This window comes from Chryseobacterium sp. SORGH_AS_0447 (genome assembly GCF_030818695.1).
Lineage (GTDB): Bacteria > Bacteroidota > Bacteroidia > Flavobacteriales > Weeksellaceae > Chryseobacterium.
Map to the genome: position 1 here is coordinate 4,278,882 of NZ_JAUTAR010000001.1, position 15,952 is coordinate 4,294,833.

The 15,952-nt window shown below is 38.5% G+C and carries 16 protein-coding genes; 10 read left to right on the plus strand and 6 right to left on the minus strand.

Annotated elements, in window-relative coordinates; translation table 11 throughout:
• Window positions 1–143 precede the first annotated feature (143 nt).
• On the minus strand, window positions 144–668 hold the full coding sequence (locus QE422_RS19490) for a hypothetical protein (RefSeq protein WP_307462051.1): 525 nt from the start codon (window positions 666–668) through the stop codon (window positions 144–146).
• A gap of 117 nt (window positions 669–785) precedes the next feature.
• Between QE422_RS19490 and QE422_RS19495 the strand changes: the two genes are divergently transcribed.
• Genes QE422_RS19495 through bshA form a run of 3 tightly spaced genes read left to right on the plus strand, consistent with a single transcriptional unit; the run spans window position 786 to window position 4,306 of the window.
• Entirely contained in the window at window positions 786–2,477 is a 1,692-nt protein-coding gene (locus QE422_RS19495; protein ID WP_307462053.1) for a glycoside hydrolase family 3 protein, read from the plus strand.
• Window positions 2,478–2,491: 14 nt separating this feature from the next.
• Window positions 2,492–3,139: a hypothetical protein gene (locus tag QE422_RS19500; protein ID WP_307462055.1), complete on the plus strand. Its 648-nt coding sequence runs from the start codon at window positions 2,492–2,494 to the stop codon at window positions 3,137–3,139.
• Between the two features lie 18 nt (window positions 3,140–3,157).
• On the plus strand, window positions 3,158–4,306 hold the full coding sequence (gene bshA, locus QE422_RS19505; RefSeq protein ID WP_307462058.1) for an N-acetyl-alpha-D-glucosaminyl L-malate synthase BshA: 1,149 nt from the start codon (window positions 3,158–3,160) through the stop codon (window positions 4,304–4,306).
• A 64-nt stretch (window positions 4,307–4,370) separates the two neighbouring features.
• On the opposite strand, the gene QE422_RS19510 is transcribed toward bshA, so the two are convergent.
• Complete coding sequence (locus QE422_RS19510) at window positions 4,371–4,559, minus strand: hypothetical protein (protein ID WP_307462059.1); 189 nt, start codon at window positions 4,557–4,559, stop codon at window positions 4,371–4,373.
• A 47-nt stretch (window positions 4,560–4,606) separates the two neighbouring features.
• Window positions 4,607–4,741 carry a helix-turn-helix domain-containing protein gene (locus QE422_RS19515; RefSeq protein WP_307462061.1) on the minus strand — a complete coding sequence of 45 codons (135 nt, stop codon included), beginning with the start codon at window positions 4,739–4,741 and terminating at the stop codon, window positions 4,607–4,609.
• A 224-nt stretch (window positions 4,742–4,965) separates the two neighbouring features.
• Between QE422_RS19515 and QE422_RS19520 the strand changes: the two genes are divergently transcribed.
• From QE422_RS19520 to QE422_RS19545, 6 genes are all read left to right on the plus strand, one after another.
• Window positions 4,966–6,567 carry a hypothetical protein gene (locus QE422_RS19520; RefSeq protein ID WP_307462064.1) on the plus strand — a complete coding sequence of 534 codons (1,602 nt, stop codon included), beginning with the start codon at window positions 4,966–4,968 and terminating at the stop codon, window positions 6,565–6,567.
• Window positions 6,568–6,584: 17 nt separating this feature from the next.
• A complete protein-coding gene (locus QE422_RS19525; RefSeq protein ID WP_307462065.1) occupies window positions 6,585–7,148 on the plus strand; it encodes a DUF6705 family protein in 564 nt (187 codons plus the stop codon).
• Window positions 7,149–7,192: 44 nt separating this feature from the next.
• Entirely contained in the window at window positions 7,193–8,161 is a 969-nt protein-coding gene (locus QE422_RS19530) for a hypothetical protein (protein WP_307462068.1), read from the plus strand.
• A 230-nt stretch (window positions 8,162–8,391) separates the two neighbouring features.
• Window positions 8,392–9,669, plus strand: coding sequence for a DUF2851 family protein (locus QE422_RS19535; protein WP_307462069.1), 1,278 nt, complete (start codon window positions 8,392–8,394; stop codon window positions 9,667–9,669).
• Window positions 9,659–9,880, plus strand: coding sequence for a PspC family transcriptional regulator (locus tag QE422_RS19540; protein ID WP_307462071.1), 222 nt, complete (start codon window positions 9,659–9,661; stop codon window positions 9,878–9,880). Before QE422_RS19535 ends, QE422_RS19540 begins: the two co-directional genes overlap by 11 nt.
• 2 nt (window positions 9,881–9,882) lie before the next feature.
• Window positions 9,883–10,395, plus strand: coding sequence for a GNAT family N-acetyltransferase (locus tag QE422_RS19545; RefSeq protein ID WP_307462073.1), 513 nt, complete (start codon window positions 9,883–9,885; stop codon window positions 10,393–10,395).
• Window positions 10,396–10,425: 30 nt separating this feature from the next.
• Here QE422_RS19545 and QE422_RS19550 read toward each other — a convergent pair whose 3' ends face one another.
• Both QE422_RS19550 and QE422_RS19555 read right to left on the minus strand, forming a co-directional pair.
• Complete coding sequence (locus QE422_RS19550; protein ID WP_307462074.1) at window positions 10,426–11,205, minus strand: carboxypeptidase-like regulatory domain-containing protein; 780 nt, start codon at window positions 11,203–11,205, stop codon at window positions 10,426–10,428.
• A 5-nt stretch (window positions 11,206–11,210) separates the two neighbouring features.
• Window positions 11,211–11,957 (minus strand): carboxypeptidase-like regulatory domain-containing protein, encoded by a 747-nt coding sequence (locus QE422_RS19555; protein WP_307462077.1) that lies wholly within the window; start codon window positions 11,955–11,957, stop codon window positions 11,211–11,213.
• 184 nt (window positions 11,958–12,141) lie between these two features.
• Between QE422_RS19555 and QE422_RS19560 the strand changes: the two genes are divergently transcribed.
• Window positions 12,142–15,282 carry an exodeoxyribonuclease V subunit beta gene (locus QE422_RS19560; RefSeq protein WP_307462079.1) on the plus strand — a complete coding sequence of 1,047 codons (3,141 nt, stop codon included), beginning with the start codon at window positions 12,142–12,144 and terminating at the stop codon, window positions 15,280–15,282.
• Window positions 15,283–15,338: 56 nt separating this feature from the next.
• On the opposite strand, the gene QE422_RS19565 is transcribed toward QE422_RS19560, so the two are convergent.
• Window positions 15,339–15,848, minus strand: a complete 510-nt coding sequence (locus QE422_RS19565; RefSeq protein WP_307462081.1) for a ferritin — start codon at window positions 15,846–15,848, stop codon at window positions 15,339–15,341.
• Between the last annotated feature and the right edge of the window lie 104 nt (window positions 15,849–15,952).

The following is a 15,952-nucleotide window of genomic DNA, read 5'->3' on the forward strand; positions in this document are numbered from 1 at the left end:
TTATTATATACCTCCAACTAATCTAAATAATAATCCTTGTCCAGGTTATAGAACCTGTCCATAATTTAACAATAAAAATAAAAGCTCCGGAAATGTTTCCGGAGCTTTTTTGTAATTATAAAAACTGAAAAGATATATTCTGCTTATTTGCTAACTGTTGTTTTAATTACTTTGGATTCATCGAGATTATAGTATTTTACAACTGCATTATAATCGCTATAATCTACACTTGCTTTACCAGAACTTGCAGGAACTAAAACAACTCTGAACGTCTGGTTACTTAGATATGTAGTTGCCTCAGTTGATGACATTGAAGAAAGATTAAAATTTGCGTTATCAATTCTAATCTGTACATTTTGAGAATCAAAGACAAAATTATAGTCAAACTTTCTTGCTGATGTAGAAGTTGCGTTATCTAAATACCAAGTATATGGAAGCTGCTGCCATGCATTTCCAGCTTTTCTATATACCAACACAACATCCGTACTTTGAATATTAATTCCTTGAGTAAAAGCATAACTGTTTCCACTATTAAATGACCCAGTAACATCTCTCATCTGCGAATAGGTATCATTGTCCTGATAAGGAACATCATTATCATTGTTATCACAACTGAATATAAACAGGCTTACAAAAGCCAATAGTAAAATCGGAAGAATTTTTTTCATTTTATAAAAGTTTAGTTGTTTATTATTTATGAAGCGTATTCAAATCATATACCAAAAAATTCAAAAACATTGTTTTCATCATTTTTTTAATTGTATTTTTGTTCTTATTCAATCATTATGAAGAAACTGGTTTATACATCACTCTTTATTTTCCTATTTCTAAGCTCTAACATTACAGCTCAGTACGTACCGAAAGATATTTCCAGACGCGATATGAAAAAGGCGGGTGAATGGGTAGACAAAACATATAAAAAACTTTCTCAGGACGAAAAATTAGGCCAGCTTTTTATCGTTGCCCTGTATACCAACCGAGGTGAAAGTGAGATTGCTAAAGTACGGAATATCGTTGTACATGATAAAATCGGAGGGTTGATTTTGATGCAGGACGATGCTGCACGAGAAATTAATCTCGTAAATGAATTTCAGCAGAAATCCAAGGTTCCTTTAATAATCGGGATGGATGCGGAATGGGGAGTATTCCAGCGGATTCCTACTGCTCATAAATATCCGTGGGCTATGACACTGGGCGCCATTCAGGACAAAAATCTGATTGAGCAGATGGCGGCAAAAATCGCGGAAGACTGCCACCGAATGGGCATCAACTGGGATTTTGCACCGGTAGTTGATGTAAATACCAATCCCAACAATCCTATTATCGGGAACAGAAGTTTCGGCTCGGAAGTAAGCAACGTGGTAAATTCGGCCTTATCGTATGCCAACGGCCTTCAGAACAGCAATATACTGGCGGCGATCAAACATTTCCCCGGACACGGCGACACCAGTACGGATTCCCATCTGGACCTGCCTGTAGTTTCCCACAACCTGGAAAGGCTGAACGCTGTAGAAATCGCCCCTTTTAAAGCTTTAATGGATAAAGGAATCGGTGGCGTTATGGTTGCCCATTTGTATGTTCCGGCCCTTGAATCCGGAAAAGGCATTCCGGCTTCAGTTTCCAAAAACATTATTACCGGACTGCTGAAAGATAAATTGGGTTATAAAGGATTAATTATTACGGACGCTTTAAATATGGGCGCTGTTGCCAATAAATACAAACCGGGAGAACTGGATGCGATGGCTTTTAAAGCGGGGAATGACATTATGCTTTTTTCACAGGGTGTAGCAGAAGGAAAGAAATTAATCCAGAAAGCCATTGATAACGGAGAAATTTCACAATCCAGAGTGGAGGAAAGTGTAAAGAAAATTCTTTTAACAAAATATTTTCTGGGGTTGGATACCTATACTCCCAAAAATCCTGAAAACATCAATTCGGATTTAAATAATGATTCCCATAAAACATTGGTTCAGAATTTATATTCCAATGCCCTTACGCTTTTAAAGAATGAAAAAAGTCTGCTTCCTTTAAATAACAGAACAGTATATTACGTTCCTTTGGAAGAAGCACCTTATCAAACCTTTGCCAATCGGTTAGGAACAGATATTATCATCAAGAAGGCAAGCGAGATCAATACGATTCCTGCGAATTCTACGGTGATTGTAGGGTTTCATAAAGACAATTCCACGGCTTACAAACCTTACAAGATCTCCGATGTCTCAAAGAGAACCCTAGCTGATTTAACGAAAAATCAGAATGTCATCCTTACAGTTTTCGGAAGTCCATATGCCCTGAAGGATATCGACATTTCAAAAGTGCCGACTGTTCTTGTTTCCTATGAAAATAATGATGACTCGATGACGGCGACTGCAGATGCTCTGAATGGTAAGACAAAAATCCACGGCAGGCTCCCCGTTTTGGTTAATGAGACACTAAAGGCAGGAATGGGGATTGATTTACCTGGTTCACAAGAATAAATCTGATCATTAAAATGGTTTCAAAAATTATTAAACTTGCCGCTTTTTTAACTATTTCAGTTTCCAGCTGTATAAAAGCCCAACAATTTGATGCTACTTTGTACTTTTTAGACGGAAGCAAAAGAACAGGAAAGGCAGATATGGTATCCAACGAAGAGCTTAAATTGGCTTTCATCGAAAATGGCTCTAAGAAGAAGGAAAAAATAAAAGCAACCTTACTGGATAAAGTTGAATATACTAATCTGAGTGACAACCAATCCGTGACTGTAGAATTTAAGGAATTTACCTATTATTTTTTATCTGATAAACCTAAAACCGGTTATTGCTGGATGAACAAAATAAATTCAGGCGAAATTTCAACTTATGTTGCTTATGCCTTTGATGGAGGAGTAAATAATGGATATCATTATACCGTAACACCTTCTTCCCACGAATATTTCTTCTTTCAATATAAAAATGAAAAACCTCAGGAAATCTACATTAATAACAGTATTTGGACTCTCAATAAAAAGCAGATGCTAAGAAGACAGGTTAAAAATTTCTTTAAAGACAAATGTCCGAAACTTGTAAAAGATTTTGAGGCAGAAAAAATAGTAATTAAGAATAATAATCCTGAAGCACTTCGGCAGTATTATAACGAGAATTGCAGTACAAATAATTAAAAAATACCACCAAAATAAATGAAAATAGGCATACTTTGCTATCCGACCTACGGAGGAAGCGGAATTGTAGCAACAGAGCTGGGAATGTCCCTGGCCAACAAAGGCTACGAAGTCCATTTCATCAGCAATGCGCTTCCCGCAAGACTAGACATTACCAATCCGAATATTTTCTTTCACCGGGTAAATGTTCAGACCTATCCGCTGTTCCAGTATCAGCCTTATGATATCGCGCTGAGCTCGATGATTTACCGTGTTGTAAATCTTTACAAGCTTGATCTTCTTCACGCGCATTATGCAATTCCTTATGCGTATGCAGCCTTTACCGCCAAGCAGATGCTGAAGGAAGATAACAACGATGTTCCTTTGGTCACTACCCTTCACGGAACGGATATCACATTGGTGGGCCAGCATCCAAGCTATAAGCATGCGGTGGAATTCTCCATCAACCAGTCGGATGCCATTACTTCGGTTTCCGAAAGCCTGAAACGGGATACCCTGCAGTTTTTCAAGATTAAAAAAGAAATCCAGGTAATCACCAACTTCATTGATAATTCCGAATTTGAGGAGCGCAATGAATGTCAGAGAACCCAGTTTGCCAATCCGGATGAGAAGATCTTAATTCACGTATCCAATTTGCGTCCGGTAAAACGGGTGGATGAAGTACTGCAGATTTTTAAAAATGTGCAGAAAAAAGTAAAATCGAAATTGGTTATCATTGGGGAAGGCCCGGATATGGAAAAAGTGAACCAGTTTTTGGAAGAAAATCCGGACCTCATCTCTAAAATCCGTTTACTAGGAAAGGTAAACGACCTGTATAAAATCCTTCAGCTATCGGATGTATTCTTATTGCCTTCGGAGCAGGAAAGTTTCGGTCTGGCTGCCTTGGAAGCAATGGCTGCCCATACTCCGGTCATCAGTTCCAATGCGGGAGGAATTCCGGAAGTAAACATCCAGGGAGAAACCGGCTTTCTGGCAGAAATCGGAAATGTGGAAGCCATGAGCAACTACACCATCAAACTGTTGAGCAATGAGGAATTACTAATTTCAATGAAAAAGAATGCCAAAGAACAGGCTATCAAATTCGATCTGAAAAACATCCTTCCGATCTACGAAGAAATGTACCGCACCACGATTGAAAATTTTAAGAGTGAGCTGACGAAAGCTTAGGCTTTTACTGATATAATATCAAAACCTAATAGTAAAAAAAACTGTTAGGTTTTGTTTTACCAAATTATTTCTGCCGGGATTTCAGCAGTTTATTCTCTTCCTGAAGCTTCCGGTTCTCGGTTTTCAGCCTTTCGTTTTCTTCTTTTAAAAGGCCGATATAATCTTTTTGGCTCTTTAATAAAAACTCAGGCACATTATAATAATAATTGGTATTGTTTCCAAAATTTCCCGAACTGTTATCAAAATTCTGCATAACATTAGGAGGTTCAGAATTTTCCTTGATTTCTTCAACCTCAACCTCTAAAAGCTTGGCAATACGTTCCCACTCGCTGTCGGAATACCCGCCTCTCCTTTTTCCTTTCTCTGGTACTGGGTTTGGCTGATGTTCAGATGTTCCGCCACATCCTGCTGGGAAAATTTCTTCTGCTTGCGCACCCGGATAAGATTCTCTTTACCATAAGCTTATTTTCTACAAATATAGGATCATGCGAATAAACCCGAATAAAATTCGCCGGAAAATTTCTGATTTTTATTTTAGATTTGCTATGTACATCTAAAGATTGAAATTTTTCACCTTCTTTTCCAACCAATAGACAAAAAAATGCCTCTGTAATAAAAAAAGAATAGTATCTTTAACCCATAAAAAAACATTAATACCCATGAAGAGAAAAATTATTCTCCGGCTGTCTTATCTGATAGCCTTTTTGACCGTTTTCTGGTCCTGCCACAACGAAGATTTTGCCAATGGCAAAGCAGAACCCCAAAGAAACAATGCCAATTTCTTCCTGCATTCTACAAAGGGAGGAGCTGCAGCCAGAGGCGGTGTCGATTATGTATCAATTCTGGAAACTTACAACCGCGAAAAAGATTTCCTCTCTACCATGTCCGACCAGCAGGGAATGCCGATCTGGGATAAAATGCAGGTATTAGACAACGGTGAAAAAACCGTTCTCTACGTACCGCTTTCCGCAGACCGGAACGGACTAAGTTCGCTGCTGATTGTGAATATTGATGAGGAAAATGCGGTTTCCCGTCTTCAGAATTTTACCAATGGTTATCTGGAAGCGTATGTGTACAATGCGGATAACCCGACAGCGAAGCGTAAACTGCTGATGGACACCTTTCTGCAGATGGATTTCTTCACCTTTGGCCATCAGGAGTTCACTAATCTGCCGAAAGATATCTATAAAGGTTCTACCGAATACAACAGGCTGAATATTTTGGATGCAAAAATACAAGTCGAACAGAATAGAGGATTTATATACAATACGATATGTACAACCTATCATTATTGTGTACATGGTCACAGTGCTTCTAACTGTGATTATGGACACTGTACCTGTGGAGGACTGATCAGCTGCTTCATGGTAACTTCCTGCACAACATCTGCTACCTGGATCGATGATGATCCTTTCCCTTCCTTTCCCGGTGGAGGTGGTGGTGGAGGCGGTCCTGGCGGGTGCAATTCCTGTCCGACTAATACCCCACCGAAAGATCCGTGCATGATGAATACCGTATTCTACAGAATAAAGCCCGGATGTCTTGGAAATGCAGGAGATCCTGGGATTGATGATCTTGATGATCCTTGTGTAAAAACAAAAAAGATGTTTCAGAAGCCAAAAGTACAGCAGGCGATACGAGATGTAAGTAGTCAAGCAAAACAGGCTGCATTGGATGTCAATGAAGGGGAAATTGGAAGAATAGAAAAGAACGGAGATTTTTATCCGGCTGATGTATCAGAGGACCATCACGTCACTTTCAACAATATCAATGGAGCTACGGGTATTTATCATAACCATACTTACAATGGAGCTAAAATACATTCACCAGCAGATATTTATTCAATATTAAATTTTGCACAGCAGCAGCCTTCATCAAATTATGGCGATGCATATGTAGGCATGATAGGTGCACAAAAATGCTATCCTGTTGTTGCCGGTTGTTACAGGATGTTCCATTATCTCATCCGTTTCAGCGGAACTACAGCGGATCTGTCCCAAAGTTTTACAGAGGATGAAATTCTTAAGTTCGAAAAGGATTATAAAGATCTTGAATCAGAATTACGTGAAAAACCATTATTTGTTGATTTTTTAGGGGATGTCACTCTGAACAAAAAAGGTTATGAGAAATTATTTTTTGAAACCTTAGCTAAAATGGGATTATCGAATAAAGTCATCTTACAGCGGGTAGATGATGATGATAAAATTTATAATATTAATTTAGATGCTAACGGAATTCCTGAAGCTATACCTTGTCCATAATTTAAAATGAAAAATAAATGAAAAATACACTTTTTTTAATCGCTCTTATAATTAGTTTAATTTCTTGTAAAGGGCAACAACTTCCTTTAAATACATTTATGGATGATATCCCATCAAATGCGCATGTTAAGGATTTAAATAATGAATTGAATCCTTACGTTGGAATTTACAAAGCGAATTATCAAGGAGAGGATATTACACTTTATATTACAAAGGTTAATGATAAATTAGAAGAAAGATCTAATAAAAATTTTTATCGAGATGCTTTGGTTATAAAATATATAGTTAAAAATTCATCAGGTATAGTATTACAAGATACCCAAAACAATAATATTCCTAATATTGAACTATATAGTACAAGAATAAGATCTTATGATAATTCCGTAATTTTTTATTACAGTGGAACTAATTGTCGCGTCGGTTGGGGAAATGTATATATAAAAAAAATAAATGCTACCCAGATTTCCTGGTTGTATCAACCTAATGACAGAGTAATACTTCCCGGACAATGTCCCGGGAATCCCGATCTGAAGATTTATCTTCCAGAGACAGAAAATCCTTTAATTTTTACAAAGCAATAATTGAAGAGGCTGTTTAAAAAAGCCTCTTTGCTAAAAAACACACTATGAAAGATCTATTTTTAAAAACACTTTTTATTTCGGGTATTCTATTCGCAATATCCTGTCATTCCCAAACGGTAGTTGTCCGGGGTATTGCAAGAGATTCCTTAAAGATCAACAACGCTATTGGTATTGTAATAAACGATACGATCAGAAAATTCAGAGATAAGGCGTTGGAGGACGAAGAATTTAAGAAGGAAAATTGGTATAAATATGATGGATTGGTTAAAAAATTCATGACCACGCCTGATTTTCCTGAAGGAAATTACGAGATAAAGGCAAAACTCACAGATACCTTATATTTTCATAAATTGCGATATTCCACCCAAAAATATAAAGTTGCCGATATAATTCACAATAATATAAAGGTAGTTTTAGCGCCTACACCCTGTATTCCTTTTAAAAAGTGCGACCATCAGAAACCTTCTAAGCTATACACTTTTGTGGGAAAGAAAATAGAGGTAAAGGATGTCGATCAATCCAAATACTGTGGGTTATCGTTAAGCAGTGAGTACAAAGCCAGGTATGCTGTTGAAGAAGAATTTTCAGAACATTATCCGGATTCAGAAATTGTTTTCAGTGCTTATAATCATAACAGCATGTACGAGTATGATTTCAGAAATTATGAACATATATTGCTTTTTGTAAAAGAATATTGCGGTGACTTGGTTGAAGATTATTTTTTCCCTGTCTATAAAACAGAGGATGGAAGATGGGCAGCTTCTGTTGATCCTTACATGGAAGATTATTATAAACCTGATCAGTTTCCTCCGGTAAATATCCTCTTTGACCAATCAGTAGCTTTTAATTTGTTAAAAACGAATAAAAACCCATCTGAAGAACAAATTATACAATTGAAAAAATTTAAGTTTCCTGAAAAATACTATAAAATAGAAAACGGAAAAGCGATTCCGGTTATGGGGAGATACGCAGAAAATCTTGTTCAGCTCTGGAAAGAAATTTCAAAGAAATAAAGAGAATAAACACAACAATCAAGATGCTAAAAAGCATTGAATAATAACGTTTTAAACTATCCGAACTTTACATCATTGGCTAAAGTCTACTCCATTCCCGTAAAATAACAATTTGAAATAAGCATTTTTATAAAAGCAAAAAATAAATACAAAATCCGGCTTATCATCAAGCCGGATTTTTTTATACATCATTCAAAATTCCTAAATTAGCTCAACACAAAAAAACACTTATGACGGAAAAATTACTCCAATACCTTTGGAACTACAAAATTTTCAGCCGTTTCGATTTTAAAAATACGGCAGGGGATGCGGTTGAAATTCTTGAATTCGGCAAATGGAATACCGATGCCGGACCTGACTTTTTAGCCGGAAAAATCAAGATTAACGGCGTTGTTTTCGCAGGAAATATCGAACTCCATGTCCGGTCTTCCGACTGGATTTTCCACAATCATGCTATTGATCCCAATTACCATAACATTATTCTTCATGTGGCCTTTCAGCATGATATTGAAATTCCAGAGCTTGTTGAGAAAAATATTCCGACACTTGAGCTGAAGGACCATGTTGATCCATCGGTTTTCGGGAAATATGAAAAACTGATCAGCGGGACACAGTTTATTCCATGCGAACATATTTTGGATCCCGGTAAGATTCCGGTACATTTCCACGAAGAAAATATTCTTAAAAAGCTGGAAGAAAAAGCGTTGGAGCTGGAACAGAATTTAATTCAGTTTAAAAATAATTTTGAAGCGGTTTTGTTTCACAGCCTGGCTTATTCTTTTGGGCTAAAGGTAAATGCCTTTATATTCAAGCAGATGGCGGAAAGCATTGACTTTACCATCATCAATAGAGTAAGGCAGAACCGGACCCAGCTGGAAGCCCTGTTTTTCGGGATTTCAGACTGGCTGGGAGATCCCGGAGATGAGCAGACGAAAATATGGAAACGTGAATTTGATTTTATTACAGCCAAGTTTAACATTTCCGATCTGAGATTCCGTCCTAAATTTTCACGGCTGCGTCCCCCGAATTTTCCAACCCTGCGCCTGTCTCAGCTGGCAGGATTATACCATCAGCATCAGAACCTTTTCTCAAAAATCATACAGATAAAAAAGACGGAAGATCTGTTTGATCTGCTGAAAGACGTAAAAGCTTCGGCGTATTGGGACAACCATTTTACTTTCGGAAAAGTGTCGAAGACCGAGTATCCTAAAATTCTTTCGAGAGATTTTATGGAATTGGTCATCCTGAATACGATCCTGCCGATGAAATATACCTATCACAAATACCACCGTGAAGATATTGCCGATGAAATCATCAACTTTTACAGCCATATTCCTGCTGAAAAAAATTCGGTAACGGATGGATGGAAAGCTTTGCGCATACCATGCCGGAATGCTTTGGAAAGCCAGAGTCTGATTTATCATTTTAAAAATTCCTGCGAAGAAAAAAATTGCTTAAATTGCAGTATTGGATTTAAACTTTTAAAAGAGCCTTCACATGCTAGATAATATCCGCCACAAGATGGAAAGAGAATGGTTTGGTGTCCTTACCAGGACAGGTGCAAAGCTGGGCATTCCGGTTTCCAAGCTGCGTGTATTTTTCATCTATTCTACATTCGCAACCGCAGGTTTTTTCTTTTTAATTTATTTGGGCCTGGCCTTTACACTTTGGGTAAAAGATATTTTTATCACCCGCAGACCCAGTGTTTTTGATTTATAATTATGGAATTTTTACAAATTACTTCCGCTGAAGATTACAGGGTTCAGGAGATTTTTGACGCCTATTGCAAAACTTTTCCTGAGAATGAAAGACGGGACTGGAATAAATTACACCCTCTTTTTTCACACCCTAAAGTAAAAATCATTTCGGTACTGCATGAAGCGAAAAACATCGGCTATCTGATGGTTTGGGAACTGAGCAGCTTTACCTTTGTGGAACATTTTGAAGTTTTTGAGGAATTCAGAAACCAGAAGCTGGGATCTGCCATTACCCAATATCTTTTCGAAAATTATCCGAGAATCATCCTTGAAATTGAACACGGGCATATAAATGAAGAAACCCAGCGTCGCTATTCCTTCTACCGGAAAAACGGCTTTTCGCTGATTGACGAAATGTACGTTCAGCCGAGCTACGGGCAGGGAAAAAATCCCATGGAATTATGGCTGCTGGCCAATTACATTCCTGAAAACCTGAAGGAAGTAAAAGACGAAATATACGATATTGTTTATCATTAAAATATAACCGGAGCCAAGAACTTCGGTTTTTTATTTTCCGGTGTTGGACTCTTTCAGCCTTTTAACAAAAACAGGAAATGCATCTTCCATTCTTGACAGGGCACCCGTTAGATTTTTAGCTCTTACAAATGATCTTATCTGTGGCTTACTCGTAAAAGCAAATTCAATGAATTCGGAAATTCTTTCAGCCGGAACTCCTTCTTTAGTAAAATATTCATCCTCTACCCTATCCCGGATCCAGGCAATATCTTCCTGAAGATCATCGTAGCGGTACTGCCGCTTCATCCTTCGCGCATCTCCGCTTACCAAATCGTAGAGACCCTGTACATTAAGATTCCCCAACAGTATCGGAATCAGCACTTGTTTTACATCTGCAGGGGTTTCCCGCATTTTGCCCACCGGCTGCGGAAGGCCTACCGCATCTTCTACGATCTGCGATTTGTCAACTTTAGCAACCGCTCTCGAATCCTTAGCAATATTCCCGGTAATTTTAGCGACTTCCACTTCTTCAATTTCCTGCGCAACTCTGGTAAGCCTGATGTTCAATTCTTTATTGATGCCGTACAACGCCTTTATCGAGGCCCTTTCAAAACCATTACGAACAAACCGTATCTCATCGTCCGGCGAAGCGATTTCGATAGCAAAAGAGCCGTCGTCGGCAGTATAGGTTTTCCGGTCTGAAGCCATATTCATAACCGTTACTGCCGGTAAGGCAACCCCATCCTCATCGGTGATTCTTCCTGAAATTTTCTGCTGTGAGAATATATTTATGAATATAAAAAGCAGTATAATGGATAATCCGGACTTCATCGAAATTATTTTTGAGTTTGCGGTGCTCTGTAAGACGAGATCCTTACCAGTACCGCCCGTTGAAACCTCATCAGATCGGCATCGCTGCAAAAACCATATTTCAGGATATTTCTACGCTCAAAACCTCCTGCGAAAACGTAGTAGATAAAATGCTGGATAAACGTCTTGTCTATTTTAAGGTCTGTAAAATACTTTTCTCCCAAAGCAGAAGCCAGGTAATTGGCAAAATCCAGGTCATCCCATTTGTCTTTCACTTTACCAATAGAAAATCCCTGTCCTTTTGGTTGCACAAATTCACCCGGTCTTGCCGCCAAAATTCTCGGATCAGATTTCTGAGACATATAAATTGCCAGGTCACTTTTCAGCTTTTCCACTTTTCTCGGTGGGTTCAGGTTTTTAGAATCGATCTTGATATCGCCTGTCAGGTTTTTTTTGATTTCCACTTCAGCAATCAGCTCGGCAGCCCTTACCAGTGTTACATTAATCGATGAACTTATATTGTCCCGGGTCACTTTTTTATTAATCCTTTCAAAGCCGGTCTTTACAAAACGGAGCTCATCCCCTGCCCTTCCCGAAATCATAAAATGCCCGTCGCGGTTACTCAGTACCCTTTCATCCGTTCGGATATTGATAACGGTAACATCAGGCAGTTCATTGTTATCCTCGGAGGTTACCTTCCCGAAAATATAATCCTGGGCACTGATGTTGATGAAAAAAACAGTAAATAAAATAAAGAATAGTTTAATTTTCACGGACAGTTTTTTAATGGAACAAAACTAAAGCTATTTTCAGACTAAAACAGAAGTTTAACCACAGTTAACGTGTTTTAGGATTTCTTTTAGAATTTTATTTTCAAAACTGTTAAATACCCGCTGAAAATTGTTAAAATTTCACTCAAAAATTAGCTAACTTGCAGTTTGAATTCTTATTAAACGCATGCAAAATTCGTATACAGTTATCAACGCTTCAGCAGGTTCGGGAAAAACGTATGCCCTGGTTCAAAGGCTTCTGATGATCTGCCTCCGCTACCCTAATCAGCAGCAGTCGATCAGGAATATTCTTGCGTTGACCTTTACCAATAAAGCAGCCAACGAAATGAAGGAAAGGATCCTGACGTGGCTGGGAAATTTCTCTGCCGATAATTTTGCAGAAAACGGGGATTTAAAAAATATTCAGAAAGCTTTTGAGGCAGAAGGCCTGAAAATAACCATTGATGACCTTCATCAACGGGCCAAAAAGATGCTGGATTATGTGCTTCACAATTATTCAACCCTAAACATCGGAACAATCGACCGTTTCAATTCGAGGCTGGTGAGAAGCTTTTCTTATGAATTGGGGCTGGCAAAAAATTTCAATCTTGAGATCGAAGCCGAACCGTTCCTGATAGAAGCCGTGGATAAAATGCTGGACCAGATCGGGGAAAACGAGGTCATCTCGAATTCTTTTATGGATTATGTGGATTACAGCCTTGAAAACAATGAAAGAATTAATTTAAATAAAAGCCTTTACGGTTCGGCAAAGGAGTTTGTGAAGGATATTCACTACGAACATCTTAAAAACAACAAAGATTTCGACACCACGAATTATGAAAATATAAAAAATACACTCCGAAAGGAAATTGCATTCAATAAGAAGCAGGCCGCAGAGCTGGCTGCAAAATCTATTGACCTTTTCCGGTCAAAAAATATCGAGATTGAAGATTTCGCCCAGGGTAAAAACGGGATCGGTGGTTTCTTTACCAAAGTGCTGGATTTTTACCAGCAAAAAAGACCGGGATTTCCTTTTCCGACTACTGCTGAAGACTCCGTAGTGAACAATTACCGGAAAGGAGCTTCGTCAAAATCCAAGAGCAAAGAGCCGGAAATTTTTGAAGTGCTGGACCAGCTGCTGGAAAACAGGATGCAGCTGATTCTTCTGTATATTGAGACGCAGAAAAAGGAGAAAATTCTATCGGCCCTGCTTCCGCTGAAAGTGAATAAAGACATCCAGGATGAATTGAAAAAGATCGAGGAAGAAAACGACCTCGTTTTACTTTCAAAATTCAATATCCTGATCAACGAAAATCTTAAGAATGAGCCTTCTGCTTTTATTTATGAAAAAGTAGGATCGCAGTTCCAGCATTATTTCTTTGATGAGTTTCAGGACACCTCTGAACTTCAATGGCAGAACTTCCTGCCGTTGCGCGACCATTCCATTTCTACGGAGAATACTTCTTTTACGCTGGTAGGAGATCCAAAACAGAGTATTTACCGCTTCCGGGGCGGGGAAAGCAAACTGATGCTGGACATCATCAATAAAAAAGAAAGAACGCCCAAACAGGCAGATCTCCTGGTTCTGAAAGACAACTGGCGGAGCGCCAAAAATATTGTGAAGTTCAATAATGAGCTTTATAAATACCATTCGGAATACCTGACGGAAGAGCATAGAAATATTTTCGGGATTGACGGCGAACAGAATCCGAAATCTTCCATGGAAGGCCGTGTAAAAGTAAACCTCATTGAAAATCTCACCAATGAAGATTTCTATAACGATACTTCCGAAAGAATGCGGAAAGATATTCAGGAAATTCTGGATAACGGATTCAGGTTTTCAGACATTACCATTCTGTGCCGGGGAAATTTTGATATTTTCAGCTATTCACAGAAGCTGGGCAACCTGAAAGTAATGTACCGCGGAGAAGAAACGAATGTAAAAACGATTTCAGACAAAGGGCTTACCCTGGAACTTTCGAATACGTTAAAAGCAGTTATCGAATTCCTGAGATGGGAAACCAATCCGAAAAACAAACCGAATCTGATCATGATGATGTACTACCTGAATAAGCTGGGAAGAATTCACATGGCCGATTTTACGCTGGAAATGAAAAAAATCCTGGATATCGAAGGCCATGAGGAGGTCATGCAGTTTATTCAGGAAAAATATTCTTTGAAATTAAGGCAGGATAATTTCCCGAGGTTTAATCTGTATAATTTCATAGAGTATTACATCAATGAATTCTCGGTGGAATATAAAGAAACCGACTTCCTGCTGAACTTTCTGGAAATGCTGTTCAACTTTACCCAGAATGCCGGAGCCAGCATTAAAGAATTTTTAAAATACTGGGATGAAGAAGCTTCAACATATACGATACAGGCTTCTGAAAATATCGATGCGATACAGATCATGACGATCCATAAGGCAAAAGGGCTGGAATTCCCGATTGTTTTCATCCCGATGATGAACAAAAACCGGGATTCGGAATTCACCAACTGGTTTGAAACAGCTACTGACAGCGCTTTGAGATCGGTAAACATCAACCAATTTAGTAAGAATCTTGAAGTATACGATGAAGAGATCGAGATTTTCAACAAGCAGAATGCTTATAAGAACCTGGTGGATAGACTGTGCCTGCAATATGTTGCAACAACTCGCCCTGTCGAACAGCTATTTTTCTATATTCAGAAAGCGAACAAAACATCGAACAATCTTGAACTGCTGGAGTTCCTTCAGTCTAAAAATCCTGAGAACCTTGATGAGTTCGATATCTATGAGATCCATCCCGAAATGCTGAAAAAATATTCTAAGGATAAAGCCTCGCATTTCGAGACCAAAGATATTCCGGCTTTAAAAAACGTCAGCGAAAAAAACACTTCGATCAAAATTGCCACGCCTTCCAAAAATTACCAGGTACGGGTGGAAAAAGTGAGAATCGGGCTTTTTGTTCACGAGCTGCTCTCTCAGATCAACACGGAAAAAGATATCCGCAAAGTCCTGGAATGTTACGTTCTGGAAGGCCATATTACGATTGAAGAAAGCGAAGAAATTCACAGAAACCTGGAAGAGATCATCCGGAATAATGCTGAATTTTTTGATGAAAAATGGGAAGTTATCAACGAAAAAGATATTATGATTACAGAAAACGGGGAAAGCCGTGTCTACCGTCCCGACCGTATCCTTAAAAGTGATGAAGGTTATATTATTGTTGATTTCAAGACGGGTGACCCATCGGCAAAGGATGAAAGGCAGATCGGAAATTACAAAAACATTCTGGAAAAGCTGGGAAGGAAAGTACTGAAAACGCAGCTGATTTATTTATAAACATTAAAAAAGTGGACTCTAAAAAGCCCACTTTTTCTTATTTTATATTTAATTCATTAAGCCGTAGCATCCGGAGTGAAAACCCTTTGTGCCAGTTCCTGATCGAAAAGATACAAGGCTGACGGATTATCGCTTACCATTTTTATTTTGGTCACCAGCTGTGAAGCACTTGCCTCTTCTTCCACCTGTTCGTTGATGAACCATTGCAGAAAAGAAGTGGTCGCAAAATCGCCTTCGTCGTTGGCATTCTTCACAATATTGAAAATACTTCTGGTAACCACTTTTTCGTGGGCCAGCGCTTTTTCAAAGATGTCAATGGCATTAGCGAATTCGTGCGGCGGCTTCGGAATTTCACCGATAATGATTTCTCCACCCACGTCATTTAAATAATCAAACATTTTATCCGCATGCATCAGTTCTTCTTTGCTCTGTACTCTGAAATAATTGGCAATTCCGTCGAGGTCTTTCCCGGAAAACCATGCAGACATAGAAAGATAATATTGTGCCGCATACTGTTCGTGGGCTATCTGTTCGTTAATTAATCCTGCAATTTTTTCGCTTACCATAAGTCATAAATTTAAGGCCAAAATTAGGGAATAAAACCCCGAAATCAAAGGTTTTATATAAAACTAATAAAAAAGAGCGGAATATATTCCGCTCTCCCACACAT

Excerpts from the sequence above, each read along its gene's own strand:
- QE422_RS19530 (WP_307462068.1), top strand. The coding sequence starts at position 7,193 with ATGAAAGATCTATTTTTAAAAACACTTTTTATTTCGGGTATTCTATTC.
- bshA (WP_307462058.1), top strand. The coding sequence starts at position 3,158 with ATGAAAATAGGCATACTTTGCTATCCGACCTACGGAGGAAGCGGAATT.
- QE422_RS19520 (WP_307462064.1), top strand. The coding sequence starts at position 4,966 with ATGAAGAGAAAAATTATTCTCCGGCTGTCTTATCTGATAGCCTTTTTG.
- QE422_RS19560 (WP_307462079.1), top strand. The coding sequence starts at position 12,142 with ATGCAAAATTCGTATACAGTTATCAACGCTTCAGCAGGTTCGGGAAAA.
- QE422_RS19490 (WP_307462051.1), bottom strand. The coding sequence starts at position 668 with ATGAAAAAAATTCTTCCGATTTTACTATTGGCTTTTGTAAGCCTGTTT.
- QE422_RS19510 (WP_307462059.1), bottom strand. The coding sequence starts at position 4,559 with ATGCAGAATTTTGATAACAGTTCGGGAAATTTTGGAAACAATACCAAT.
- QE422_RS19535 (WP_307462069.1), top strand. The coding sequence starts at position 8,392 with ATGACGGAAAAATTACTCCAATACCTTTGGAACTACAAAATTTTCAGC.
- QE422_RS19550 (WP_307462074.1), bottom strand. The coding sequence starts at position 11,205 with ATGAAGTCCGGATTATCCATTATACTGCTTTTTATATTCATAAATATA.
- QE422_RS19495 (WP_307462053.1), top strand. The coding sequence starts at position 786 with ATGAAGAAACTGGTTTATACATCACTCTTTATTTTCCTATTTCTAAGC.
- QE422_RS19525 (WP_307462065.1), top strand. The coding sequence starts at position 6,585 with ATGAAAAATACACTTTTTTTAATCGCTCTTATAATTAGTTTAATTTCT.
- QE422_RS19500 (WP_307462055.1), top strand. The coding sequence starts at position 2,492 with ATGGTTTCAAAAATTATTAAACTTGCCGCTTTTTTAACTATTTCAGTT.
- QE422_RS19540 (WP_307462071.1), top strand. The coding sequence starts at position 9,659 with ATGCTAGATAATATCCGCCACAAGATGGAAAGAGAATGGTTTGGTGTC.
- QE422_RS19565 (WP_307462081.1), bottom strand. The coding sequence starts at position 15,848 with ATGGTAAGCGAAAAAATTGCAGGATTAATTAACGAACAGATAGCCCAC.
- QE422_RS19545 (WP_307462073.1), top strand. The coding sequence starts at position 9,883 with ATGGAATTTTTACAAATTACTTCCGCTGAAGATTACAGGGTTCAGGAG.